The following is a 24,952-nucleotide window of genomic DNA, read 5'->3' as shown; positions in this document are numbered from 1 at the left end:
TGTTTGAATTATACACAAGTTATTGGTTGTTTAAGAGGATTTGGAACTATTTTTAGTATTTTTGTCAATAATTAAAAAACATATATTTTGAATATAACAATCGTAGGAACAGGTTACGTAGGTTTGGTAACAGGTACTACCCTGGCAGAGCTTGGAAATTCTGTATACTGTGTTGATATCGATGAAAAAAAAGTAGAAGGAATGAAAAAAGGGATCGTGCCGATATACGAACCCAATTTGGAAGAAATGTTCCTTAGAAATATACAATCTGAAAGATTATTTTTTACTACAGATCTTCAAGAAGCTTTAGAGAAAAGTGAAGTCATTTATCTTGCTTTACCTACTCCACCAGGAGAGGATGGATCTGCGGATCTTTCATACGTTTTGAGCGTTGCCGATAAAGTAGGCGAAATGATCACCGAGTATAAAGTAATCGTGAACAAAAGTACAGTTCCTGTAGGCACAGCCGATAGAGTAAGAGAAGTGATCTCGGCTAGAACCAATATAGAATTTGATGTAGTTTCTAATCCCGAATTTCTGAGAGAAGGATTTGCCGTAGAAGACTCTATGAACCCTGCACGAGTTGTGGTAGGATCTAGCTCTGAACGAGCTAAAGACATTATGTCTCAAATTTACCAGCCTTTTACCAATACTGGTATACCTATTATCTTTATGGATGAGAAATCATCCGAATTAACGAAATACGCATCCAATTCATTTTTGGCAGTAAAGATTACCTTTATGAATGAAATTGCCAACTATTGTGAAAAAGTAGGCGCAGACGTAGATAAAGTAAGATTGGGCATGGGAAGTGACGACCGTATTGGAAACCGTTTTCTTTTCCCAGGAATTGGATATGGAGGAAGCTGCTTCCCAAAAGATGTGAAAGCATTAATAAGATCTGGAAAAGATGAAAACTTCGATTTTGAAATTCTTGAAGCAACCGAAAAAGTAAACATTTCGCAAAAAGTAATTCTGGTTTCGGAAATAGAAAAATATTTCAATGGCGATATTGCTGGGAAAACAATTGCTGTATGGGGACTTGCCTTTAAAGCCAATACAGACGATATTAGAGAAGCCTCTTCATTAGATAATATAGAAATATTATTAGAAAAAGGGGCAAAAGTAGTTGCCTATGATACTGTAGCAGAGAAAAATGTAAGAAAAATCTTAGATGATAAAATACAGTATGCAAAAAGCATGTATGAAGCTTTGGAAAATGCTGATGCATTATTGATTGCTACAGAATGGCCAGAATTTAAAAACCCTAACTTTAAGATGATGTCGGAAAAGATGAATAATAAAGTCATCTTTGATGGTAGAAACCTTTACCCTCTAGAAATACCTGAGCAAAACGGATTCTTCTACAAAAGTATCGGTAGAAAGACAATTTTGGGATAATACTTCAATACCCAACGTAGATTAATATAAAAACTATAAATCGTCATTATAATATTTTAATATCTTTGGCGCTTCATTTTATCATAAAAACACAGAATAATGCAAAATATAATCATCACAGGAGGAGCTGGATTTATAGGCTCACATGTTGTTAGAGAATTTGTGATCAATAATCCCAATACTAGGATCATCAACCTTGATGCACTTACATACGCAGGAAATCTAGAAAATCTAAAAGACATAGAAAATGAACCTAATTACGTTTTCGAAAAAGCAGATATCACAAAACCTGAAGAACTAAGAAAGGTTTTTGAAAAATATTATCCAGATGCTGTAATTCACCTTGCTGCAGAAAGCCATGTAGATAGAAGTATTACAGATCCTATGGCGTTTATTAACACAAATGTGAATGGAACAGCTAATCTTCTCAATCTTTGTAAAGAATTTTGGACGCTAAACCCAGATCATCAACATGGTAATTTCCCTGATGGACCAAGAACAAATCTTTTCTATCATGTTTCAACCGATGAGGTATATGGAAGTTTGGGCGAAACAGGTTTCTTTTTGGAGACTACTGCTTACGATCCACAATCTCCGTACTCAGCATCTAAAGCAGCATCAGACCATTTGGTAAGAGCTTATGGTAATACGTATGGTATGCCTTTTATCTTGTCTAATTGTTCTAACAATTACGGTCCAAATCATTTTCCAGAGAAACTCATTCCGCTTTGTATTTCGAATATCCTTAATGGTAAATCTTTACCTATATACGGAGATGGAAAATATACGAGAGATTGGCTTTTCGTAATCGATCACGCCAAAGCAATACACCAAATCTTCAATGAAGCTAAAACGGGAGAAACTTACAATATTGGTGGTTTCAACGAGTGGCAGAATATTGATTTGGTAAAAGAACTGATCAAGCAGATGGATGAAAAACTAGGTAATCCTATTGGTTATTCAGAAAAATTGATCACTTATGTGAAAGATAGACCAGGACACGACAAACGTTACGCCATTGATGCAACCAAACTCAATAAAGATTTGGGTTGGAAACCATCGGTTACCTTTGAACAAGGACTAAGCAAAACGATAGATTGGTTTTTGGATAACAAAGAATGGCTAGACAACGTAACTTCGGGCGACTATCAAAAGTACTATGATAAGCAATATTCTTAGTTAATTAGAATGTTAGAAAGACTAAAAGGTTAGAGAGTTAGAGAGTTAGAGAGTTAGAGAGTGAAATTGTAAGATTTAATGAATATACAATCACATAAGGATTTGAAAGTTTGGCAAGAATCAATGCTTCTTGTGGAGGATATATACAAAATAACTTCTAGCTTTCCCAAAGAAGAATTATTTGGTCTGACGAGCCAAATGAAAAGAGCCGCCATTTCAGTTCCTTCAAATATTGCAGAAGGTTCAGGAAGAAAAGGAAGCGCTGAATTAATGCGATTTCTATACATTTCGTTAGGCTCTTTAAGTGAACTCGATACTCAATTAGAAATAGCAGAACGTCTTTCATTTATAAAAAGGAATGACGATACAATAAAAAGAATTTATTACATCAAAAATATGTTGGCAAAGTTAATAGCAAGTTTGAAAGAAAAAGGCACCCAAATGTAACGCCTTATCTCTCTAACTTTTTAACATTCTAACCACAAAAATTAAAACATGAAAGGAATTATATTAGCTGGAGGTTCTGGCACAAGATTATACCCACTTACTATAGCCGTTAGCAAGCAATTGATGCCGGTGTATGACAAACCCATGATTTACTATCCATTGTCTACCCTATTATTGGCGGGCATTAGAGAAATATTGATTATTACAACTCCTCACGATCAAGAAGGATTTATCAAACTATTGGGCGATGGTTCTCAATTGGGTTGTCATATACAATATAAAACACAGCCAAGTCCAGATGGGCTAGCACAAGCATTTATATTAGGAGAAGAATTCATTGGGGACGATTCCGTAGCACTTGTTTTGGGAGATAATATCTTCTACGGTGCAGGATTACCAGAATTACTTACCAGCAAAACCAATGTAAAAGGCGGTTGTGTGTTTGCGTACCAAGTATCGGATCCCGAAAGATATGGCGTGGTAGAATTTGATGATGAACTAAAAGCAATCTCTATTGAAGAAAAACCAGAACATCCGAAATCTAATTTTGCTGTTCCTGGTTTGTACTTCTATGATAATTCTGTGGTAGAAATTGCTAAAAATCTAAAACCTTCACCAAGAGGAGAATTAGAAATCACTGATGTAAACAGAGTTTACCTAGAACAAGGAAATCTAGAAGTGGGCGTTATGAGTCGTGGTACTGCATGGCTAGACACTGGGACTTTCGATTCTTTGCATGATGCTTCAGAATTTGTAAAAGTGCTAGAAAAAAGACAAGGATTCAAAATTTCTTGTATTGAAGAAATTGCATATAAAAAAGGCTATATCAACGAAGAGCAACTTCTAGATGCAGCCAAAAAATATGGCAAAAGCGGATACGGTGGTTACCTTAAAAATCTGATTGGTAAATAGTACCTATCTAAAACAATTACTACCAACATGGTAGTTGTTGTTTTTGGTATTAACTATCAGAATACACAATATTAATTAAAATTTATAATACAAATCCCTCACAAATGAATACACCACAACAAAAGTGGACCGATGTAATAGAGTCTAAAGACTCATTATTTCGACTGAACCTTAAGGAAGTCTGGCAATATCGCGATTTGGTTTTCATGTTTGTGAAAAGAGATTTTATTTCTTCTTTCAAGCAAACCATATTGGGACCACTTTGGTTTTTCATCAATCCTATTCTTACCACCATTGTATTTACACTTGTTTTTGGTAATATCGCAAGTTTGCCTACAGATGGCATTCCGCCTGTACTATTCTACCTTGCAGGAAATACACTATGGGGGTACTTTAGCACGACAATGCTTAGTGTTTCTAATGTTTTCACTGGTAATGCGGGGATTTTTGGTAAGGTCTATTTCCCAAGATTGGTAACACCTATCTCTACTATTATCTCTAGTTTTATGAGATTGGGCGTACAGCTTATTTTATTTTTTATTGTACTGGCTTACTTTATATACCGTGGAGAAGTACAACCCAATTTGTGGGCATTGTTCTCACCTGTATTAATTATCTTTCTTGCTTTATTTTCTTTAGGGCTTGGGATGTTATTTTCTTCACTTACCACCAAATATAGAGATTTGTCTTTGTTATTAGGCTTTGGAGTAAGTTTATTTATGTGGTTTACACCTGTTATTTTGCCTACTACATTGGTAAAACAAAAACTAGGAAGCTATGGATATTTAGCGGACCTAAACCCTTTAACTCCAATATTCGAGTGTTTTAAATACGGTTTTATAGGCTCTGGAGATTTCAATGTAGCTAGATTGCTGATGAGTTTTGTTTTTATCATTGTCGTATTACTATTTGGGCTTGTAGTATTCAACAAATCCGAAAAATCGTTTATCGATACCGTATAATGATTGCTTGGTGATAATGAATCAGTATAACCTCTAAAATAAAAATAATATGCTTGCTTTAAAAGCTGAAAATATATCAAAACAATACCGTCTAGGACAAGTAGGAACAGGTACACTAACCCATGATCTTAATAGATTCTGGCACAAAGTAAGAGGAAAAGAAGATCCTTACTTGAAGATTGGAGAATCAAATGATAGAAGTTCTAAAGGAAATTCCGACTACGTTTGGTCTTTACAAGACATCAATTTTGAAATTGAGCAAGGCGATGCCGTAGGGATAATCGGACGTAACGGTGCCGGAAAATCTACTCTCCTTAAAATTCTTAGTAAAGTAACTCAGCCTACTACCGGTAAAATATTTACACAAGGTCGTATCGCTTCATTGCTAGAAGTAGGTACAGGTTTTCACCCTGAAATGACGGGTAGAGAAAACGTTTTTCTAAACGGTGCCATCCTTGGGATGACCAAGAAAGAAATCACTAGAAAATTTGATGAGATTGTAGCTTTCTCAGGTGTAGAGAGATATATTGATACCCCTGTAAAAAGATATTCTTCGGGGATGTATGTACGTCTTGCTTTTGCCGTAGCGGCGCATCTAGAATCTGAAATTCTTATAGTAGATGAGGTTTTAGCTGTAGGAGATGCCGAATTTCAAAAGAAATGTTTAGGAAAAATGGGTGATGTAACGAAAGGAGAAGGAAGAACTATCTTATTTGTGAGTCATAATATAAGTGCTATAAAATCTCTTTGTAACAAAGGTATAGTAATGGCGAATGGTAACATAGTTTATAATGGGTTAATTGATCGCGCTATTAGTGCCTATAATGGTGAAAAAGAAAGTTTTGGTAATGGCGTTCAATTTGGGGATCATAAGGATTTTAAAAATTCAATGTATTCCTTAAATAGTATAGAGTTAGTTGATGGTAACTATCTTACCAAAGATGAAGATTTCATTGAAGATGAAAAATTTAATTTATTAACCGACATAGAAATTTTTGATAGCGGCAGTAATTATCATTTATCATATGTGGTTAAAAATTTTAATAATGATGTGTTATTTACAATAAACAATGCTTTCAATACTAAATTAAAAACGGGTAAAAATAGATTAATTTGCGACATTCCTAAAGGATTTTTTAATGTAGGAGAATATATTTTGGATATGTATATAATTAAAGATTTACAAGATTCTGTACTCATTGAAGAAGACGTACTAACGTTTCGAATTATTGAAAAACAAAAAGAATTAGGACAATGGCTGGGTGTTGAGCCTGGTTTTATTAAGACAAGCTTTGAATGGAGGCAATTATAAAAAGATGTTTACAATTCATCAATAATGATTCTGCTATTTCTAATTACTTAATTAGATTTATATTCAATATTATATATTATAGACGCTCAAAGATTGCAAAAATTAAAGACTATGAATTCATTAATGGGAAAGAGTTAATAGAAGGATCTATATTTGAATCTTTCCCACCCATATCAGGTAAATGTGAAGTTCAAAAAAGCATAAAAACACCAACTCCAGATGTTAAACTATTTAAATTTAATAATGCACTTATCCATGCAGATAGTTCATCTATATTAATAGGTTCTAATTTATTGGTTAATAGATACCAAGATGAAAGATATAACGAGGGGTTTGTAAAAGTACATAATCAACAATATGCCAAAATTAAATATGATGATGTAGAAACAATTAGTGAAGGTTTTTTTCTTGGTGGAAATGGATCTTGGAATTGGTATCATTATTTAATAGAAATACTTCCAAAAATATTGTTGTATGAAAAATTACCTAGTACAATATTAATTAGTGATGTTGTAAAGAAATTTCCAACGATGCAAGCCGCACTAGATTTATTGATTGGAGATAATTGTAAAATTATTTATCTTTCAAGAAATAAATCTTATCGAGTAGGCGAGTTATATTATATTAATAATTTTAATCATCTACAGTTTAATAGATTTGACAACCAAATATTAGGAATAGGTACTTATTATAATAAAAAAATATTAACAAGATTTTCTGATACCCTACTTAGAAAAATTAATCCAGATTCAAGAAGCGATACAAAATTTTTCTTGTATAGAAAAAACACTCATAGGATTGCTAAAAATCAGGAAGAACTTAAATACTTTTTAGAGAAAGAAGGATTCATAACGATATGTTTAGAAGAACTTACATTAGAGCAACAAGTTTCAATATTTTATAATGCCACTTTCATTGTAGGTATTTCTGGTGCTGCTTGGACTAATCTAATATTTTGTAGAAATAAAGCCAAAGCAATATGTTTTATTCCAGATAATGCTAAAGAATTTTCTGCATTTTCAAATTTGGCAAAGTTATCAGGAGTTGAATTTTATGGTAGTTATTATAAAAATGAAGGAAATCATATTTCTAATAACTTTGATTTAGATTTATTTACATTTAAACAATTATATTCACAAATAAATGAATTATAGAGAACCACAGATTATAAATATCAACAGAATTGGTTCTTCAGAGCTAGGATTCATATCCATAGCCGAAGAACATCACAATATACCTTTTGATATAAAACGAGTGTATTGGACGTATTATACCCCTCAAGATGTAACGAGAGGTGGGCACGCACATAAAGATCTTCAACAAGTTATTTTTGCAGTTTCTGGTACGATTACCTTTAATCTTACAGACCAATTGGGTAACAAAAAAACAGTTGTACTATCCAATCCATCTGAAGGTTTGTATTTACCCAAACTTATTTGGAGAGATATCCATTTTACACACAATGCTGTACTACTTTGCTTAGCTTCTGAGCACTATTCGGAAGCAGATTACTTTAGAGATTACGAAGATTTTAAAAACTATTGCAATGAAATTTAATAATAGAAACGTCTATATAAGTCCAAAAGCTAGAATTGGACAAAATGTAAAAATTGGAGATAATACTACTATTTACGATAATGTTATTATTGGAGATAACTCGATTATAGCAAATGACTGTATTATAGGAGAACCTCTACATGACTATTATCACAATGAGAATTATGACAATCCCGAAACAATAATAGGTGAAAATGCAATGATTCGTAGTCATACTATAATTTATGCAAATTCTACATTTGGCAAAAACTTTTCTACTGGTCATAGAGTTACTATTAGGGAACACTCTAAATTTGGAGATAACTGCCGACTAGGAACGGTAACGGATATTCAAGGATATGTAGAGTTTGGTAACAATTGTTGGCTTCATAGTAATGTGCATATTGGGCAAAAGTCCAAAATCGGAAATTTTGTATTTATCTATCCTTATGTAGTTCTTACTAATGATCCTACTCCACCTTCTGACATCTGCATTGGGGCTACAATAGGAGACTTCTCTCAAATTGCAGTAGGTACCGTATTATTACCAGCAACAAAAATTGGAAAACATTGTCTAGTAGGTGCACAATCCTTAGTAGGTGGCGAATATGAAGATTACTCTCTGATTATTGGAAATCCTGGGAAGCGCATAAAAGATGTGAGAGATATGAAAAATAGAGAAACTGGCATATCTCATTATCCATGGCCTTATAATTTTGATAGAGGGATGCCTTGGATCGAGGAAGGATTCGAGAAATGGAAAGTAAAAAACGGATTTGAAAATGATTAAAATTTTATGACGCCAAAAAAAGCAAATTTCCGCTACGACATCTCTTTTTTAAGAGTTGTCGCTGTTTTATCCGTAGTACTCTATCATTTCCATTTTCAGTATTTCGAAGGAGGCTTTATTGGAGTGGATATTTTCTTTGTAATCTCTGGTTATTTGATGACGAGTATTATTTGGGGTGGAATTAGTAATAATAAATTTGATTTATTAGATTTTTACAGCAAACGTATCAATAGAATTATACCTGCATTGTTATTTGCTATAATAACTACTGGGATAATGGTTTACATCCTATTGCCTATACAATTTTTATCTTATCTCAATTCTGCATTCTCTAGTAGTCTGTTATTTTCTAATATATATTACTATTTACAATCTGGATATTTCGAAGCGAGCTCTCATACCAATTTTTTATTACATACTTGGTCGCTATCTGTAGAATGGCAGTTTTATATAATTTTTCCCCTTCTTGTTCTGTTGGCAAAGCGTTTGGGCATTGTAAGCAACTTTGCATTTAAGACATTATTGATTGTTATGACCATAGCCTCATTTGCAATTATGTATGCATATACTCATACAGATAAAAGTTTTGCTTTCTATATTACTTATACTCGCATATGGGAAATGCTAGTAGGAGGTTTGGTCTTATTTTATGCTAAATATACAGAGCTACTAAGCAAAAAGTTAAAATTAATATTGAGTTTCATCTGTTACTTTGTATTAGCCTATTTCATCGTCAATGCAAATCCTATCTATTGGCCATCTTATAAAACGGCATTCCCTGTACTAGCTACTTCAATCATTATCGCCATGAACTTTGATGGGAAATTATATCATCTGTCTATTTTCAAATATTTGGGAGATATATCTTACTCTTTGTACTTATACCATTGGCCAATATCCGTATTTTTAGTTTTTTTTGCTTACAATGAGTCATTACAGTTTAAAATTTTTGCGGTATTGTTCTCCATACTATTAGCAATAGCATCTTTTGAATTAATTGAAAAAAGAAATTATAAAAATCATACACTGAAAATTGTAACAGCAATATTTGCTATATTTTTGGGCTTTTGGGGAGTCAAAAATATTAATCCCTTACTATTTTTGGGTGAAGATGGTAATCTTGCAAAATCTGTAACTAATTACAAAACAGATGAAGCAAGCAAGCAATATCATTTTAAAAAGAAAAATGAGCAAGGCACTTCCAAGCATATAACTGATTATATGGAACCAAAGGATTTTGATGTTCAACAACTTAAAAATTTGGATAATGGAAAACCCAATATAATATTATTAGGAGATAGCCATGCGGGTATGTTTGGTAAAACATTTGATAATATTGCAAAATCTGCAGATATAAATGTAATTCAGATGACGGCTGATGGTACCTACCCTTCTTATCCCGCAAAAGGTAAAATTGAGGGATCAAAAGAATTTTTCAATACTCAGTTTACTCAATTCTTTCCCAAAAATCATCAAAAAATAGACTTAGTAGTTATTTCCTCTAATTACTCTGCTTATGATAAATCAACAATTGATAAAAATATTAAATGGTCACAGCAGTACTTTGCTAAATATAAAATTAAATTATTATTTTTAGGCCAAACTAATATCTATAAAATTGATTATCCTACCACATATTATGTATATAAAAACTATAATATAATATATCCTCAAAACACTAATTCAGAGCTTAAATTAAAAGATAAAAATGCTTCTTATCAACAAATAATAGGTAAGGATGAGTATATTAACCTCCTGAATTATCCCATACAAAAAATATCAAAAGATGGGGAACCTTATATCTATGATAACAACCATCTTAGCTATTATGGGACAGAGCAGTATAAAAATATAATCGCAACTAGAATACAAGAGGCAATAAAAAAATAAAAACATGATGATAAAATTCTTAGACCTACAAAAAATCAACCTCCTACATCAGGAAGAGATAGAACAAAGAATACTTAATACTTTCCGCTCTGGATGGTACCTAATGGGGAATGAGCTGAAAACTTTCGAGCAAAACCTAGCTCAGTATAACGGTTCTCAACATGCCATTGGTGTAGCCAATGGGTTGGATGCTCTTCGTTTAATCTTCCGTGCTTATATAGAAATGGGCATTATGGCAGAAGGAGATGAGGTAATAGTACCTGCTAATACTTATATCGCTTCTATACTTGCCTTATCAGATAACAAACTAGTTCCTGTCTTGGTAGAACCAGATCCACAGACCTATAATCTAGATCTAGATTTGGTAGAAGCAGCTATTACGCCAAAAACCAAAGCCATCCTATTGGTACACCTACAAGGGCGTATTGTTTTCAGTGAGGCTTTGCAAACTTTAGCAAAAAAACATCAATTAAAGATTGTAGAAGACAATGCCCAAGCGATAGGCGCAATGTGGCAAGGTAAAAAATCTGGAAACCTAGGTGATGCCGCAGGCTTTAGCTTTTATCCTGGGAAAAACCTTGGCGCTTTAGGCGATGCTGGTGCTGTAACTACCAATGATGATGCTTTGGCAACTACCATAAGAGCCATTGCCAACTACGGATCCAACCAAAAATATGTGAATATCTATAAAGGACTCAACTCTAGACTAGACGAGATACAAGCGGCTGTTTTGGATGTAAAACTAAAATATATAGACGAAGAAAATGCCATAAGAACAAAGATTGCTTCCCGCTACCAAGCAGAGATTACCAACCCTAACATTATACTGCCAGAGCATCCAGCAGATGCAGCAGAACACGTTTGGCATGTGTATGTAATAAGAACATCTCGTCGAGATGAGTTGCAACAATACCTTACCGACAAGGGTGTACAAACCATTATCCATTACCCTATACCACCTCATCAGCAAAAAGCATATCCAGAACTCAATCATCTTTCTTTCCCGATTACGGAGCAAATGCACAATGAGGTTCTGAGCTTACCGATAAGCCCAGTAATGACGGATGATGAAGTAGCAGAAGTAATAGCAGCAGTCAATTCTTTCGCATAATATTTACCTCTTATCTAAATATAAATAAAGACCAATACTTTCGTGTTGGTCTTTTTTCTTTATAAAACCTCACCTCTATTGATAATGTGTTGCTTATTTTGAATTTTAATTAAATATTTAATACATAAAAGATAAATCAATTGAATTATTTATTACATTTATGCTACAATCTTTAAAAACAACAAGATGAGTCTAAACAATTTAGCGAGTGTATCTTTCACTCCCGCAGAACTATCCCAACTGGATGATGCTATAAACAGTATCAATACCGTTCTACAAAATAAAACCTACAATCTCAACCCAGAGCAAAGGCAAGAGTATAGCCGCATCAACGAGCAAAATAAGCTCTTTGTGAACAAGGCAAAACTCTTTATGGAGCAATATCCACAGCACCTCCCCGCTTTTGTAGATAAGGCAGAGTTTGATAAGGACTATAATGCAAGAGTAGATCTAGAGAAAAGGATGCTACAACTAAAAAGCATTACAGAGCAGTTGTCTGACACTAAAATCCTACTGGATCACGACAATTATCATGATAGCATTAGCTTTTATAGAAACGTAAAATTTTTATCGAACGAAAATGTGCCTGGAACCAATACCTTGTATGAAGAGCTAAACCAATTTTTCGGTTCATCTGGAGGCAGTACCCCACCACTAAGCACAGAATCTAAATCTTAATTTCAAATTTTTCCCTAACCCTAGTAGTTAGGGATTTTTGCTTATTTTTAAGTCCCTAAACCCACTTCAGAAGTCCCTATACCCCACTTCAGAAGTCCCCTTACCCCACTTCGGAAGTCCCTAAGGTTCTATCTCTCAATATGCTCTACTTCTTTATTTTTACTATATTTGCTCACACAAATAACCCTCAATTACACAAATGACTCCTCTCGTTAGCATACTATGCCTTTGCTATAACCAAGCTACATTCATCCGTGAATCTTTGGACAGCATCAAGAAACAATTGTATACAAATTATGAAATACTTATATGTGATGATTTTTCTAAAGATAATTCGGTAGAGATTATAGAACAATGGATTTCTGAAAACCCTACTCTACCTATTACATTTGTAAAGCATGAGGAAAATAAAGGAATTTGTAAATCACTCAATGAGTTGCTGTCGCTATCTAGAGGAAAATACATCCAGCTATTGGCATTAGATGATCTTTTGGAAGAGGACAAATTGCAAAGACATGTATCATTATTAGAGCGATCTAAAGAAACGGAGGCATTGGTATTTTCGGAGGCTCATCTTATTGATGATTATAGCAAGAGGTATCAAAACAAATTTATCGCTTACCATCATCAGTATCTAAGTTTGGAATCTCGAAACTACTATCACGACATCTTAATGAAAAATTTCATTCCTGCGATGTCTACCCTACTGAAATCTAGTATTATTAAAGAGATGGGAGGATGGGACGAAACTCTTTCATACGAGGATTACGATATGTGGCTAGGACTGAGTAGAGATTTCGATTTTATTTTTGATGATAAACCTTCTTGCTCCTATAGACTTCATGCCTCCAATACGCATAAGAAAAAGAATTTCACCGAAGATTCGAACTTTGATATTTTTATAAAACACAAAGAGCATCCTATTGCAAAACAACGCTTATTTAGTATTGTAAAAGATAAATATTTCAAAAGAACGCTAAAAAACGAACATATCCGATATTATTCCATCTATAAAGATTATCCCTCAGAACAGTATTGTATAAAGAAAAATATATCGCCAATGACCTATAAAATATGGGCGAGTGTAAAGCAAGTATTAGGAAAATAGCAGCAATATCAAAATCACCATTGCAAAAGTGTATATAAAAAAATTATGAGTCCATTAGTTACCATCGTCGTAGTATGTTACAATCATTCGAAATACATTAAGGAAAATCTCGAGAGCATTAAATCTCAAACCTACCCCAATATTCAGCTAATTGTGGCAGATGATGCCTCGCCGGATAACTCTGTGGAAGTGTTTGAAGAATGGCTAACCGATAACAATTATCCTGCGCTAAAAAATTATCACAAAAAAAATAAAGGATTAGCAACAACGCTAAACGAATGTATAGAATTGGCTAAAGGTAAATATATAAAGTTGATTGCGGCTGATGATTGCTTAGAGCCTACTTATATTGAGAAATGTATAGATCAATTTATGAATAGCACCGCTGAAATTGTTTTTACTAACGCTTCTGAAATAGATGATAATGGGGTAATATTATCCGAATCTTATTTTAAAGTTCCAAAATTTTCTACCCAATTTGAGCTGGAAAATTTATTATTGGACGGAAATTTTATATCTGGAGCTACTCTCATGACTACTCGTAGCATTTATGCAACACTTGGCCCATACAATCCTGCTACATTATTGGAAGATTACAACCTAATCTTAAGAGCATTAAAAAAGAATTTATTTGTATCGTACATCCCTGAGAATTTGATCCATTATAGAAGACACGAAAATAATATTACCCTAAAAAGGTTTCACAAACTTGAAGTTGAAACTATTAAGGAAAAAATATTATTTGATAAAAAAGGGAGATATGCCGATATAATACATTCTAACATAAAAAAACAAGTAAATAATAACAATCCAGAAATCAAAGACTTAAAGTATTTATATATAAAGTATAAAAGCTTTGATTTTAAATTTTATATTATTCATTTTTATAGTAAACTTTATTCATTTTTTAAAGCATGATTTCTCTAATAGTATCATCCTATCAAAAGGATAAATTTTCCAATTTTAGTAAAAATATAAGAGAAACTATAGGTATTGGTTTCAGTTATGAAATTATCGCCATAGAGAATCCTGGTCTTATGGGCATATGTGAAGCTTATAATAAAGGAGCAGAAAAATCCTTATACAGCAATTTGCTTTTTATACACGAAGATGTGCTTTTTACCACTCAAAACTGGGGTGAAGTATTAATAAGGCATCTTGGGCAACCAAATTGTGGATGTGTAGGAGTAGCAGGAAATGCCATAAAAACTAGATTTCCTATTGCATGGTGGGATATAAAAGAAAGCAAATTTACACATATAGACCAATCTACTAAGAGCGGTACATTAATAAAAAAAAGGTTAGCTACCAATACTAATGACGCTGTATTATTAGATGGTGTATTTATAGGTGTAAAAAAAGAAGTTTGGAATAAAATAAAATTCAACGAAGGACTTCTTAAAAATTTCCACGGATACGATATTGATTTCTCTATTCGTGTATCAAGATATTACAACAACTATATTATTAATGACATCCACCTCACTCATTTTTCTGAAGGAACCCCCAACAAAAAATGGTTTGAAGAACTAACAAAAGTATATCAATACAATAAGGGATTCATTAATAAAAGCCAAATAAAACTTGATGACATCAAACATATAGAACTTTATTTTAGATATCTAAGAGCATATAATTTTACTAAGAAAAATAGAATACGTCTGTTTCTGAAATTTTATAATCCATTAAGATATAGCCTAATAGACAATTATAGAATTTTGAAGATGTTGCATTTTTATACATTCAAATAAGGATTATGTATGGGTATGCAATTCTTAGACTCTATAATATTTTCAAACCAATTGCTGAAAGAGTATTTATTTTTTATATCATCCGTATAATCAACAAATGGTGTATTAATAAATTCTTTTATATCATTATCTAAATTATCATTCAGCACCAAAATATTGTTTGGGTTATAAAAGTCATATTTTTTCACATGAGTATTGGTTGTAACTATCTTCTTATTCAGTTGAATACACTCAAAAAATCGAAATGATAAGCCATCGTGTATATCAGCTTTTAAATCTAAAATCACGTTGCTTTCGTTATGAATTTTCAATAATTCAGAGTACGTATAAAAGTGATGGAGATCTTTAATTGTATTACTAGATTGTAAAAGTAGTCTATCATGATGAGAGAATGCCTTTAGTATAAAATTGGTAATTACAGAAGAATTATGGTCAGATAATTGATGCAGGATATCAAACCTCTTAGTAGTAAAATATCCTATATAGGTGAGATCCCACTTAGTTTTTTTGGATTCTTTGATATCAATGACGTCAAAATAAAAATTAGTGATGAATTTTAGGTTATTATTAATGGCGTCCATAGGATCGAAAGAGAAAAATGTATCAAAATATTTTATCTTAGAAAAGATATTTGGAGTACGCTTTAATCCGTCCCAATGAAAGGCTATCATTTTCTTAGAATTTTGTTTTAGATTTAATAATAAATCATCATCATATTCATCTGCTCTAAAAACCAAGGTATAATCATACTTTTCTTGATAAATCTTTTGTAAATGATCATCATTATTTTTATGATTGATTAAATTATATTTATTTTGCTTTGCTGATATATAGTTGCCATTTTTGTAGAATGGAAATGTAATAAAATTTAACAATTTGACCCAAAGGTTAATTTTTAAAGTTTTTTGATCTGGACAGGGAAAAGTAGAAACATTATAATTATTTTTTTTTAAATTCAGTTCTATCAAATCAACGAATGCGTTTTTGGTTTGGAGTAATATTAATACTTTTGGTATCATAATATGAGGATATATAAAACTTCTAATAAAAATCAGACATCATTCTATACTATTTTCTAAAAATACTATGTAATAACGACATCTATATTAAAAGTAAGGACGTAAAAGTAAAAAATAATAATTACTATAACTTAATTATACATTAAAAAAGGTGAAAAACTAAAACTATATTTCTTAAAAAAAATAATTAACTCGCTGATATAATAAAATTAGCACCCAACTTTTACAAGATTAAAAAGAATATAAATATCTGAAAACTAAAACATCAAATGATCCCAAAAAAAATACATTATTGTTGGTTTGGCGGCAATCCTAAACCAGAGTCCTTTTACATTTGCCTAGATAGTTGGAAAAAAGCATTACCTGATTATGAAATTATAGAATGGAACGAATCTAACTTTGACATTAATTGCTGCATCTATGTAAAATTAGCTGCAGAAAGTAAAAAATGGGCTTTTGTTTCGGACTATGCTCGTGCATTAGCACTATTTCAGCAAGGAGGCATCTATATGGATATTGACGTGGAAGTAAAATTTTCATTAGATGAATTTTTACATCACAGAGCCTTTTCAGGGTTTGAAATAAAAGGTTCCCCTTTCACAGCATTATGGGCTACAGAACCTGGGCATCCTTGGCCCAAAAAAGTTTTAGATTTTTATCATTTAAAAACTGATTTCGATCTTACAACAAACACAGTTTTTGTGTCTGATTTGCTAGTAAAAGAATATGGAATAAATCCTGAAAAAGACGAATACCAAGAAGGTAAAGACGGAATTGTAATATATCCATCAACTTACTTCTGTTTAGATTTGCCAAAAAATTATGCTACTCATCACTTTGTGGGGACTTGGCACGATAGAGAAACACCTAATCCTTATAAAGATTATGTACATGCTTATTATAAATCCAAAGAATTCTCTGATATCCGAAATGGAAAGAGGGAAATAAATAATATCATGAATAATATGAAAATGTTATCTGCAGATGATATTTTAAATCAGATTCCTTTAAAAGTAATCATTAAATTTGTACTGAACAAAATAATGAAAAAAAACGAATGATCGCTATAATTTATGGTACTAGGCCCGAATTTTTAAAAGTATATCCATTAATACTTGAAGCCAAAAGAAGAAAACTAGAATTTATCACAATCAATACAGGACAACATAATTCTATGCTTCAAGAAATGGAAAATATTTTCCAGTTTAAAGCAAATAACTATCTATACTGCCAAAATAATGATTTTAGTAATTCTAATCTTGTTGCAAAACTTATAGATTCTATTTCTGCTGTTATAAAAGAAAAAAATGTTAAAAAGATTATTGCTCAAGGAGATACTTTTACCGTTTTAGCTTCCTCTATTGTTGCATTTTTAGAGAAGAGAAATTTTTATCATATCGAAGCTGGTTTAAGAACCGATGATATAAGATTTCCTTTTCCAGAAGAGTTCAACCGAAGAATTGTCTCTTTAACATCGCATATCAATTTTGCTCCTACCCAACTTTCTAAAGATAATTTGCTTAAAGAAAATATTTCTGAAGATAAAATAGTAATTACAGGAAACACTATAATAGACCTGCTAAAATATGTGTTAGCTAATGAAAGTATAGAAGTATATAAAGGTAAAAATATATTTATAACTGCCCATAGAAGAGAAAACCTAAATGAGAATATGTCTGCTATTTGTGATGCAATAAAAGAATTGGCAACAGAAAATCCAGAGTTTACATTCCATTGGAGTTTACATCCTAATCCGTCTACAAGAAAATTTATTTTTGAAGCATTTTTAGATTTCCCTGAGAATATAAAATTTATAGAGCCCTTGAATTATATTGATGCTGTAAGACTAATGGCATCTTGTGCTATGATTATATCTGACTCTGGAGGTATACAAGAAGAAGCTCCTACATTACAAAAGAAGGTAATAGTACTAAGAGAAGAAACCGAAAGACCAGAAGTAATCAATTGTGGTAGTGGAGTTTTGGTAGGGGCAAGTAAGGAAAAAATAAAAAAAGAATTTTACAAAGAGTTGGCTATAGGAGAGAATCATTTTGTTAACCCTTTCGGAAATGGCAATGCATCATCCATAATATTTGACCATATATGATAGTTGGCAGTGGACTTATAGCATCTCTTTTTGCAAATATTGATAACGAAAATATTATTTTTTTCGCTTCTGGAGTTTCTAATTCTTCCGAAACAGATCCGCAGCAATTTCTCCGCGAGGAAAATCTTATTAGAGAAACTATTCTAGGGAATAAGGACAAATTATTTTTATACTTCAGCACTTGTAGCATTTATGACTCCTCCAAAATGAATAGTCCATATGTTTTGCATAAACATAAAATGGAAGAAATAATCATGCAAGAGATGATGTATTTTCTAATCTTGCGGATAAGTAATGCAGTTGGAAATGGTGGAAACCCAAATTTACTAATGAATTATCTGGTTAGATCATTAAAAAAGGGTGAGAAAATTACTATACACGAGAAAGCAACTAGAAATCTAATTGATGTAGAAGACATTAAAAAAATAACTCAGAATCTAATAGAAAATAAAATGCGCAATAGCATTATTAATATTGCGTATCCTACTAATTATAATATTAAGAATTTAGTAGATATCATAGAGAATTATTTTAATAAAAAAACAGATCACACTTTCTTAAATGCGGGTTCCGATTATGGAATTAATATTTCAGAAACTGAAAATTATTTCGTTGAGAATCATCTGTTGGATAAGGAAGAGTATATTATCAATATTCTTAGAAAATATTATTCCTAAAATCTGAATATGAAAAATACTGAGAAGAGTTTTATCTTTGAATATAAATTGAATACATGCAAAATTTTAAAAACACATTAGAAAATAAAAATATTCTTGTTACTGGAGGAGCCGGTTTTATCGGCTCTAATCTTTCCGAAGAACTCCTAAAATTGGGTGCAAAAGTTACTTGTTTGGATAATTTTTCTACGGGTAGAAGAGAAAATTTAGTTGCCATTATTAATCATCCTAATTATACGCTTATCGAAGGTGACATTAGAGATATAGAAACTTGCCATAGAGCTTGCGAAAGTAAAGATTTTGTTCTCCATGAAGCAGCTTTAGGTTCTGTCCCAAGATCTATAAACGATCCTATTACAAGCAACGATGTAAATGTGGGTGGATTCCTTAATATGCTTGTATCCTCAAGAGATGCAGGTGTAAAAAGATTTGTTTATGCTGCAAGTTCATCTACTTATGGAGATTCTGAAACTTTACCGAAAGTTGAAGACAAAATCGGGCGTCCCTTATCTCCTTATGCAATCACTAAATTTGTAAACGAGTTGTACGCGGATGTTTTCAAAAAGACCTACGATTTCGATACCATTGGTTTAAGATACTTCAATGTATTTGGGAGAAAACAAAATCCTGGTGGAGCTTACGCAGCCGTAATCCCGAAATTTGTAATGCAGTTTATGAATTACGAATCGCCCGTAATTAATGGTGGTGGAGAATATTCTAGAGATTTCACATACATCGATAATGTGATTTTAATGAATATTTTAGCTATCACTACAGAAAACACGGAAGCACTGAACCAAGTCTACAATACTGCTTTTGGCGAAAGAACAACCTTAAATGATTTGGTACAATATCTGAAAGAATATTTGTCGGAATATGACCCAAAAATTGCTGATGTAGAAGTAATCTACGGAGATTATAGAAAAGGTGATGTTCCGCATTCTTTAGCAAGCATAGACAAAGCAAAATCATTATTAAGTTACAATCCTGAATTTTCTATGAAAAACGGACTAAAAGAAGCCGTAAAATGGTATTGGGAAAATTTAAAATAAAAACAAAAAAGCAGTTCTAAGATTTTAGAACTGCTTTTTTTTATCTTTCGTATCTCCATTTAAATATTTTGAAGGAAACATTTTTCGGTATGGAAGTGAAAAAATTATTTTTCTTCAACTCTTTAGTATATGCTGAAGAAAAATATTGAGAGAATGTAAGTTTAGATAATTTCGAGTATGCATCATAACTTCGTTTCCACAAATCTTCATTTTTTTGTGCCTTCCAATTCATCTGTAAAGTCATTGCCTTAAAATCGATAAGATATTTTAGAAGCAATTTCTTTTTCTCGGGATTTGCTTGCTCTTTCACTGCTCGATCCATATAGCCAGCAATCGTTATCCAATTTCCAAAATGTCTTTCTCCTCTGTTATGGATAATCGATGCATCGTGAAAATAATAGATGTAAGTATCTTTTCTAAGGAATGCCACTTTGGTAAGCTTCAATGAGCTTTGGAAGCTCCACAAAACATCTTGAGAAAACAAATCTTGAACAAAATACAATTGGTTTTTAATTATAAAATCTTTTCTTACCAACTTATCACAAGCCATCACGGGATATTTGTTTTCAACAAAATGGGTTAAAATTTCTTCATTTCCTTCAAGAACGTCCTTTTTCGAATTGATCGGAAAATAATCCCTCTCCCAACCTTCTTTTTCATTCACGCAGATACAATGTCCTAGCGTTAATTCGGCTTTAGTGCTCTCAGCAAGTGTAACCAAATCTTTTATCGCATCAATTGTAATTTCGTCATCACTATCAAGAAAATACAAATATTCTCCCTTAGCTTCGTCTATCCCAGCATTTCTAGCCATGGACAAACCTAAATTTTTGGGTTGTTTTAAAATTCTAAAATGAGTAAGATGATTTTCATTAATGAAATTCTGGGATATTTCAATTGAACGATCTGGACCACAATCATCTACCAAAATACATTCTATGGCAGAATAAGATTGATTTTTGACAGAAGTAAGACAACGGATAACAAAATTCTCAACTTTATAAATGGGAATAATGATACTAACTAGAGGGAAATGCATTTGTGTGATATTTTCAACAAAAATAAATAATTAGAATGTAAAAACATATATTTGTAGGCATATATAAACAGCTAAATAATCTTTGTACATTGAGTTTTATTAAAAAAAACAGTAAACAGATCAACTCCCTCATTTAGCTTTAATTTTTTAAAACACAAAAAAAGAAAAAAGATGTCGCAACCTACAGTCTCAATTATAATGCTCACCTATGGCCATGAAAAATATATCGAAAAAGCCATCAGAAGTGTTTTTATGCAGAAAACAAATTTCGACTGTGAACTCATCATTGCCAATGATAATTCTCCAGACAACACAGATGTTGTAGTAAAAAAAGTAATCTTGGATGCTCCTGAAAATATCTCTGTGAGGTATGTAAAACATGAGAAAAACATGACCATGAATCCCAATTTTCTTTGGGCTTTAAAAGAATGTAAAGGCAAATATATAGCATTATGTGAGGGTGACGACTATTGGCTAGATGATCATAAACTTCAAAAGCAAGTGGATTTCATGGATAAAAATTCAGATTTTTCTATGTATTTTCATAAGTCTCAGGATGATCATGCAAAAATCCTTCAAGATCTAGAAACTAAAATTTACTCTGAACAAGAGATTTTAAATAGTTGGTATATCCATACCGCAAGTGTTTTATTTCCTAATTCTTTTGAGGAACCAGATTACAAACTTTTAGCATCAGATAAAATACATTTCTATGATTTGATTCTTTTTCTAATTTTAGCTAATAAGGGAAAAGTATGGGGAACTAATGAAAATATGTCCTTCTACAGATATATAGAAACTAGTATTACTAATACTTCCAAGAAGATAGAGTATTATGAAAGTCTTTTCAATCATTTGGATTTAATTTCTACAATTTATGATAGCAAGTACAAACCTTATAATAAACATAGAGTTAAAAGCCAAGCATATAAACTCTTTAGACATTATGCGCTGAAAGGAAATCCTAAAACAATAAAATATTTGCTTCACTATATAAAGAACTAAATATGCAGGTAAACCCAATAGTGAGCATTGTAATGTCCGTCTATAATGCTGAAAAACATCTGTCTTTAGCAATAGAATCTATTTTAAATCAAAGTTTTTCAAATTTTGAACTCATCATTATTGAAGATTGTTCTACTGATGAATCTCTGTCGATTATAAAAAAATATCAAGCGAAAGATTCTAGGGTTTTTGTTATCAAAAAAGATAAAAACAAAGGATTCAAAGGATTTGTGGAAAATCTTAATTTGGGAATAGAAACAGCACGAGGAATATATATTGCGAGAATGGATGCTGATGATATTTCTAATATTGATCGTTTAAAAAATCAAGTAGAATATCTAGATAATCATCCAGAATGCTTTTTGGTAGGCAGTTCTGCAGTACATATTGATGAAAATGGGGAAAAAATAGGTGCATTTTTATCTGAAACGAATGATAAAAAACTGATGAATCTTTTAAAGAAAAGAAATACAATTTATCATCCCACTATAATGTTCAGAAAAGAACTTGGCTTGCATTATCGTGATAAAATGAATGGATGCGAAGACTATGATTTTTATCTAAGATTACTTTCCAAGGACAAGATATTTCATAATTTGGGAGAGCCACTACTTCAATACAGAATATTAGACAATTCTATTTCTAGAAAAGATAATTATTTTGTAAAGTGGATGTTTGTAGAAAAAGCCAAAGAGTTTTATTACCAAAGAAAATCTACAGGTAAAGATTTGTATCACCAATTTGATGAACAAGAATTGAAACAGTTTTTCGAAATAGAAAATCCATCTTCGGAAAATATTATTTTAGGATTAAAAACTGCAATATCTCTTCAAGATATTGATTATTTGAAGCAATTATCTCATAAATTTTCTACTCTATATCCAAGCCATAAAGAGTCTAAAAAGTATGCTCTGTTTTCAAAATTTCCCATTTTTATTTTAAAAATTATCAATAAAATATCATGACTCATATTTTCATCAAATCCTTCAATAGACCTTATTATTTAGACCGTTGTATTGCTTCTATATATCAAAATGTTAGTGGTAATTTTGAAATTATTGTGTTGGATGATGGTACTCCCGAGAAGTATATAAACAAAATAAAACTTAAATATCCATCTATTTTTGTAAGAATTTCTAAACAAGCGATAAAAAAAAGAATCGCGATAAAAGAAAATTTAGAAACAGGCAAAAAAATAAATGGTTTTGAAATCCCTACAGATCTATGGAAATCTGAAGTGCAAATTGCAAAAGATTACGTGCTAGTAACGGAAGATGATGTATGGTTTACTACACCAATAGATTTAGATGATCTTATTAAATGTATTTATAAAGAAAATATTCCATTAGTGAAACTAGGATGGCTCGGGATGAATTATAATGCAGATAAATGCTACACAAATATCTTAAGCGAAAACATAGTAAATGCGACTCCAAAAAAACTTTTTACCTCCAACAAATTGATAATGAATTTGTTTATGTATAATAAATACAAATTTTTTACTATCCTATACAAATTAGGTTATGTAGATAATAATACAAAAGAGGAGTATTGGCATCTAAACTCAATTCTAATGGGCCTATATAAAAAGGAATATTGGCTAACGATTTGGAAAGATGCCATTGGCCAAGTAGACGAAAAACAACAGCTAAGAAATGCCGCAGCTTGGTATCATAAAAATAAAAATGCAATATTTGCGAGAACTAAACAAGAGGTTCTAAAAACTACTTTCAAATCTTCTGCTACAAGTTCTTATCACGAATATGGAAATCCCTTTGATGTGAATAGATTCAATTTTATTTTGAATGAGTTTTGGTTAAATGATGATTTTAATAGCCTAGAAAATTACCCTAATGACTTTTCAGATGGGTATATACAACAGAAATTAGAGAAAGCCAATCATCCCGATGCACAATATACTGAATGGTACATTTGGGCTGAAAAATTCAGGCAACAATATAGAAATATTGGTTGTATTGTAGAATAATTATCAATTTTATCTACATTTAAAAAACCAAAAACCACCAATTGAACGATTGGTGGTTTTGTGTAATATATTTTTCTGGTAAATTATTTAATGAATAACCCGATGTATTTATCTTCATAAGCCACCACAGTTGGTGTAATATCATTTTGTGTACAAAAATCTTGAAATGCAGAGTTATCATTAATATCATCACTAATGAAAACACCTCCTTTTCTAAGGTTCGCGTATAATTGTTGGTAAGCCCACATCATACCGTTGTAAGCTTTATCAGAATCATAGTGGACAACATCATAGTTTTTGGCTTCACCGAATATTTTAGGTAAAGATTCTTTATCTGCAAAACGAAATAATTTCCAGAATTTTTTAAGGTTTTCTGGTACTACATATCCTACATACTGATCTCCATCTTGTCCTAGATAAGGCATATCCGAGCTATAAAGCATTCCGCCTCTTTTCTCCAAGGATAACAATGCTGCCAATGAAGACCATCCATACGCAACACCAGTTTCTACCATCGCTTTTGCATTGGTAAATTCGCAAGCATAATAAATTAATTCTAACGCTCCTGGACCACCCATCTTGATAGGACAAGTATCCTGACGATTCTGAGAAAACTTCATCACATCGGGGAAAATAGATGCTACAGAATTTGGGGTGATAGAGAATAATTTTTGGATAGCTTCATCTTGTGATAATGCTAAAGAAGCTGCCCATTGGTTGGTTTTCTCCTTACCTTTTGTAGCATTTCCTCTATTTACTGTATTTTTTATTATTTTTCTACCTAATTCTGGATATAGGTCGGGCCTCTTAAGATAGGCTACGAACGTCTTTAATACTCGGGATATTTCACTCATTGCGTTTTTTGTAAGCAGCAAAAATATATATTTTTAATGTATATTTAAATTATATTTGCATAAAATCAAAAACCAATGACGAAAAAGAGTTGGAATAAAGAACAAATCCATACTTTACATTAGGAATCTTGCATC

At 31.8% G+C, this 24,952-nt stretch carries 25 protein-coding genes; 22 read left to right on the top strand and 3 right to left on the bottom strand.

Translation table 11 applies throughout. The features are described 5' to 3' along the window. Nucleotides 1–87: 87 nt before the first annotated feature. The 15 genes from ACKI42_RS05790 to ACKI42_RS05720 all read left to right on the top strand — a co-directional run bounded on the left by ACKI42_RS05790 (nt 88) and on the right by ACKI42_RS05720 (nt 15,077). Nucleotides 88–1,401 (top strand): UDP-glucose dehydrogenase family protein, encoded by a 1,314-nt coding sequence (locus ACKI42_RS05790; RefSeq protein ID WP_407403383.1) that lies wholly within the window; start codon nt 88–90, stop codon nt 1,399–1,401. 99 nt (nt 1,402–1,500) lie between these two features. After that, entirely contained in the window at nt 1,501–2,580 is a 1,080-nt protein-coding gene (rfbB, locus tag ACKI42_RS05785; RefSeq protein WP_407403381.1) for a dTDP-glucose 4,6-dehydratase, read from the top strand. Nucleotides 2,581–2,658: 78 nt separating this feature from the next. Next, a complete protein-coding gene (locus tag ACKI42_RS05780; protein ID WP_407403379.1) occupies nt 2,659–3,027 on the top strand; it encodes a four helix bundle protein in 369 nt (122 codons plus the stop codon). Nucleotides 3,028–3,075: 48 nt separating this feature from the next. Continuing rightward, nucleotides 3,076–3,939: a glucose-1-phosphate thymidylyltransferase RfbA gene (rfbA, locus tag ACKI42_RS05775; RefSeq protein ID WP_407403377.1), complete on the top strand. Its 864-nt coding sequence runs from the start codon at nt 3,076–3,078 to the stop codon at nt 3,937–3,939. 104 nt (nt 3,940–4,043) lie between these two features. Then, nucleotides 4,044–4,901, top strand: coding sequence for an ABC transporter permease (locus ACKI42_RS05770; protein ID WP_407403375.1), 858 nt, complete (start codon nt 4,044–4,046; stop codon nt 4,899–4,901). A gap of 49 nt (nt 4,902–4,950) precedes the next feature. Further along, nucleotides 4,951–6,213 (top strand): ABC transporter ATP-binding protein, encoded by a 1,263-nt coding sequence (locus ACKI42_RS05765; RefSeq protein ID WP_407403373.1) that lies wholly within the window; start codon nt 4,951–4,953, stop codon nt 6,211–6,213. Further along, nucleotides 6,198–7,367, top strand: coding sequence for a glycosyltransferase family 61 protein (locus tag ACKI42_RS05760; RefSeq protein WP_407403371.1), 1,170 nt, complete (start codon nt 6,198–6,200; stop codon nt 7,365–7,367). The genes ACKI42_RS05765 and ACKI42_RS05760 overlap by 16 nt, the downstream gene beginning before the upstream one ends. Then, nucleotides 7,357–7,770, top strand: coding sequence for a sugar 3,4-ketoisomerase (locus ACKI42_RS05755; RefSeq protein ID WP_407403369.1), 414 nt, complete (start codon nt 7,357–7,359; stop codon nt 7,768–7,770). The genes ACKI42_RS05760 and ACKI42_RS05755 overlap by 11 nt, the downstream gene beginning before the upstream one ends. After that, nucleotides 7,760–8,539, top strand: a complete 780-nt coding sequence (locus ACKI42_RS05750; RefSeq protein WP_407403367.1) for a DapH/DapD/GlmU-related protein — start codon at nt 7,760–7,762, stop codon at nt 8,537–8,539. The genes ACKI42_RS05755 and ACKI42_RS05750 overlap by 11 nt, the downstream gene beginning before the upstream one ends. A gap of 6 nt (nt 8,540–8,545) precedes the next feature. Continuing rightward, a complete protein-coding gene (locus ACKI42_RS05745; RefSeq protein ID WP_407403365.1) occupies nt 8,546–10,429 on the top strand; it encodes an acyltransferase family protein in 1,884 nt (627 codons plus the stop codon). 7 nt (nt 10,430–10,436) lie between these two features. Then, entirely contained in the window at nt 10,437–11,540 is a 1,104-nt protein-coding gene (locus ACKI42_RS05740; RefSeq protein ID WP_407403763.1) for a DegT/DnrJ/EryC1/StrS family aminotransferase, read from the top strand. A 186-nt stretch (nt 11,541–11,726) separates the two neighbouring features. Next, complete coding sequence (locus ACKI42_RS05735; protein ID WP_407403363.1) at nt 11,727–12,218, top strand: hypothetical protein; 492 nt, start codon at nt 11,727–11,729, stop codon at nt 12,216–12,218. Between the two features lie 199 nt (nt 12,219–12,417). Beyond that, nucleotides 12,418–13,326, top strand: coding sequence for a glycosyltransferase (locus ACKI42_RS05730; protein ID WP_407403362.1), 909 nt, complete (start codon nt 12,418–12,420; stop codon nt 13,324–13,326). Between the two features lie 45 nt (nt 13,327–13,371). Further along, entirely contained in the window at nt 13,372–14,244 is an 873-nt protein-coding gene (locus ACKI42_RS05725; RefSeq protein WP_407403360.1) for a glycosyltransferase family 2 protein, read from the top strand. Then, nucleotides 14,241–15,077 (top strand): glycosyltransferase, encoded by an 837-nt coding sequence (locus ACKI42_RS05720; RefSeq protein ID WP_407403358.1) that lies wholly within the window; start codon nt 14,241–14,243, stop codon nt 15,075–15,077. Before ACKI42_RS05725 ends, ACKI42_RS05720 begins: the two co-directional genes overlap by 4 nt. Here ACKI42_RS05720 and ACKI42_RS05715 read toward each other — a convergent pair. Continuing rightward, the gene (locus ACKI42_RS05715) at nt 15,062–15,952 is read right to left on the bottom strand and encodes a hypothetical protein (RefSeq protein WP_407403356.1); all 891 of its coding nucleotides are present in this window, start codon (nt 15,950–15,952) and stop codon (nt 15,062–15,064) included. The two genes, ACKI42_RS05720 and ACKI42_RS05715, sit on opposite strands and share 16 nt — an antisense overlap. A gap of 413 nt (nt 15,953–16,365) precedes the next feature. Between ACKI42_RS05715 and ACKI42_RS05710 the strand changes: the two genes are divergently transcribed. From ACKI42_RS05710 to ACKI42_RS05695, 4 genes are read left to right on the top strand one after another with little or no spacing between them, the layout of a single operon-like run. After that, nucleotides 16,366–17,157, top strand: a complete 792-nt coding sequence (locus ACKI42_RS05710) for a glycosyltransferase family 32 protein (protein ID WP_407403355.1) — start codon at nt 16,366–16,368, stop codon at nt 17,155–17,157. After that, nucleotides 17,154–18,203: a non-hydrolyzing UDP-N-acetylglucosamine 2-epimerase gene (gene wecB / locus ACKI42_RS05705; RefSeq protein ID WP_407403353.1), complete on the top strand. Its 1,050-nt coding sequence runs from the start codon at nt 17,154–17,156 to the stop codon at nt 18,201–18,203. The genes ACKI42_RS05710 and wecB overlap by 4 nt, the downstream gene beginning before the upstream one ends. Next, the gene (locus ACKI42_RS05700; RefSeq protein ID WP_407403351.1) at nt 18,200–18,880 is read left to right on the top strand and encodes an NAD-dependent epimerase/dehydratase family protein; all 681 of its coding nucleotides are present in this window, start codon (nt 18,200–18,202) and stop codon (nt 18,878–18,880) included. The genes wecB and ACKI42_RS05700 overlap by 4 nt, the downstream gene beginning before the upstream one ends. Before the next feature lie 56 nt (nt 18,881–18,936). After that, entirely contained in the window at nt 18,937–19,932 is a 996-nt protein-coding gene (locus ACKI42_RS05695) for an SDR family oxidoreductase (RefSeq protein ID WP_407403349.1), read from the top strand. Nucleotides 19,933–19,972: 40 nt separating this feature from the next. Here the strand turns inward: ACKI42_RS05695 and ACKI42_RS05690 are convergent, their stop codons facing one another. Further along, nucleotides 19,973–20,971 carry a glycosyltransferase gene (locus ACKI42_RS05690; RefSeq protein ID WP_407403347.1) on the bottom strand — a complete coding sequence of 333 codons (999 nt, stop codon included), beginning with the start codon at nt 20,969–20,971 and terminating at the stop codon, nt 19,973–19,975. Between the two features lie 171 nt (nt 20,972–21,142). Here ACKI42_RS05690 and ACKI42_RS05685 point away from each other — a divergent pair, with 171 nt between their 5' ends. Genes ACKI42_RS05685 through ACKI42_RS05675 form a run of 3 tightly spaced genes read left to right on the top strand, consistent with a single transcriptional unit; the run spans nt 21,143 to nt 23,963 of the window. After that, on the top strand, nt 21,143–21,976 hold the full coding sequence (locus ACKI42_RS05685; protein ID WP_407403345.1) for a glycosyltransferase family 2 protein: 834 nt from the start codon (nt 21,143–21,145) through the stop codon (nt 21,974–21,976). A 2-nt stretch (nt 21,977–21,978) separates the two neighbouring features. Further along, a complete protein-coding gene (locus ACKI42_RS05680; protein WP_407403343.1) occupies nt 21,979–22,941 on the top strand; it encodes a glycosyltransferase family 2 protein in 963 nt (320 codons plus the stop codon). Then, the gene (locus tag ACKI42_RS05675; protein ID WP_407403341.1) at nt 22,938–23,963 is read left to right on the top strand and encodes a glycosyltransferase; all 1,026 of its coding nucleotides are present in this window, start codon (nt 22,938–22,940) and stop codon (nt 23,961–23,963) included. The genes ACKI42_RS05680 and ACKI42_RS05675 overlap by 4 nt, the downstream gene beginning before the upstream one ends. A gap of 83 nt (nt 23,964–24,046) precedes the next feature. On the opposite strand, the gene ACKI42_RS05670 is transcribed toward ACKI42_RS05675, so the two are convergent. Next, nucleotides 24,047–24,817, bottom strand: a complete 771-nt coding sequence (locus ACKI42_RS05670; protein ID WP_407403339.1) for a class I SAM-dependent methyltransferase — start codon at nt 24,815–24,817, stop codon at nt 24,047–24,049. Nucleotides 24,818–24,952: the final 135 nt, after the last annotated feature.

The organism is Chryseobacterium sp., from assembly GCF_045629545.1.
In the GTDB taxonomy this organism is placed as follows: Bacteria; Bacteroidota; Bacteroidia; order Flavobacteriales; family Weeksellaceae; genus Chryseobacterium.
The sequence above is the reverse complement of the archived record's forward strand: the minus strand, read 5'-3'. Positions and strand labels throughout refer to the sequence as shown.

Coding starts and splice junctions, on each gene's coding strand:
- ACKI42_RS05690 (WP_407403347.1), bottom strand. CDS start 20,971: ATGCATTTCCCTCTAGTTAGTATCATTATTCCCATTTATAAAGTTGAG.
- ACKI42_RS05700 (WP_407403351.1), top strand. CDS start 18,200: ATGATAGTTGGCAGTGGACTTATAGCATCTCTTTTTGCAAATATTGAT.
- ACKI42_RS05765 (WP_407403373.1), top strand. CDS start 4,951: ATGCTTGCTTTAAAAGCTGAAAATATATCAAAACAATACCGTCTAGGA.
- wecB (WP_407403353.1), top strand. CDS start 17,154: ATGATCGCTATAATTTATGGTACTAGGCCCGAATTTTTAAAAGTATAT.
- ACKI42_RS05695 (WP_407403349.1), top strand. CDS start 18,937: ATGCAAAATTTTAAAAACACATTAGAAAATAAAAATATTCTTGTTACT.
- ACKI42_RS05710 (WP_407403355.1), top strand. CDS start 16,366: ATGATCCCAAAAAAAATACATTATTGTTGGTTTGGCGGCAATCCTAAA.
- rfbA (WP_407403377.1), top strand. CDS start 3,076: ATGAAAGGAATTATATTAGCTGGAGGTTCTGGCACAAGATTATACCCA.
- ACKI42_RS05725 (WP_407403360.1), top strand. CDS start 13,372: ATGAGTCCATTAGTTACCATCGTCGTAGTATGTTACAATCATTCGAAA.
- ACKI42_RS05770 (WP_407403375.1), top strand. CDS start 4,044: ATGAATACACCACAACAAAAGTGGACCGATGTAATAGAGTCTAAAGAC.
- ACKI42_RS05670 (WP_407403339.1), bottom strand. CDS start 24,817: ATGAGTGAAATATCCCGAGTATTAAAGACGTTCGTAGCCTATCTTAAG.
- ACKI42_RS05730 (WP_407403362.1), top strand. CDS start 12,418: ATGACTCCTCTCGTTAGCATACTATGCCTTTGCTATAACCAAGCTACA.
- ACKI42_RS05745 (WP_407403365.1), top strand. CDS start 8,546: ATGACGCCAAAAAAAGCAAATTTCCGCTACGACATCTCTTTTTTAAGA.
- rfbB (WP_407403381.1), top strand. CDS start 1,501: ATGCAAAATATAATCATCACAGGAGGAGCTGGATTTATAGGCTCACAT.
- ACKI42_RS05720 (WP_407403358.1), top strand. CDS start 14,241: ATGATTTCTCTAATAGTATCATCCTATCAAAAGGATAAATTTTCCAAT.
- ACKI42_RS05735 (WP_407403363.1), top strand. CDS start 11,727: ATGAGTCTAAACAATTTAGCGAGTGTATCTTTCACTCCCGCAGAACTA.
- ACKI42_RS05740 (WP_407403763.1), top strand. CDS start 10,437: ATGATAAAATTCTTAGACCTACAAAAAATCAACCTCCTACATCAGGAA.
- ACKI42_RS05685 (WP_407403345.1), top strand. CDS start 21,143: ATGTCGCAACCTACAGTCTCAATTATAATGCTCACCTATGGCCATGAA.
- ACKI42_RS05675 (WP_407403341.1), top strand. CDS start 22,938: ATGACTCATATTTTCATCAAATCCTTCAATAGACCTTATTATTTAGAC.
- ACKI42_RS05750 (WP_407403367.1), top strand. CDS start 7,760: ATGAAATTTAATAATAGAAACGTCTATATAAGTCCAAAAGCTAGAATT.
- ACKI42_RS05755 (WP_407403369.1), top strand. CDS start 7,357: ATGAATTATAGAGAACCACAGATTATAAATATCAACAGAATTGGTTCT.
- ACKI42_RS05760 (WP_407403371.1), top strand. CDS start 6,198: ATGGAGGCAATTATAAAAAGATGTTTACAATTCATCAATAATGATTCT.
- ACKI42_RS05780 (WP_407403379.1), top strand. CDS start 2,659: ATGAATATACAATCACATAAGGATTTGAAAGTTTGGCAAGAATCAATG.
- ACKI42_RS05680 (WP_407403343.1), top strand. CDS start 21,979: ATGCAGGTAAACCCAATAGTGAGCATTGTAATGTCCGTCTATAATGCT.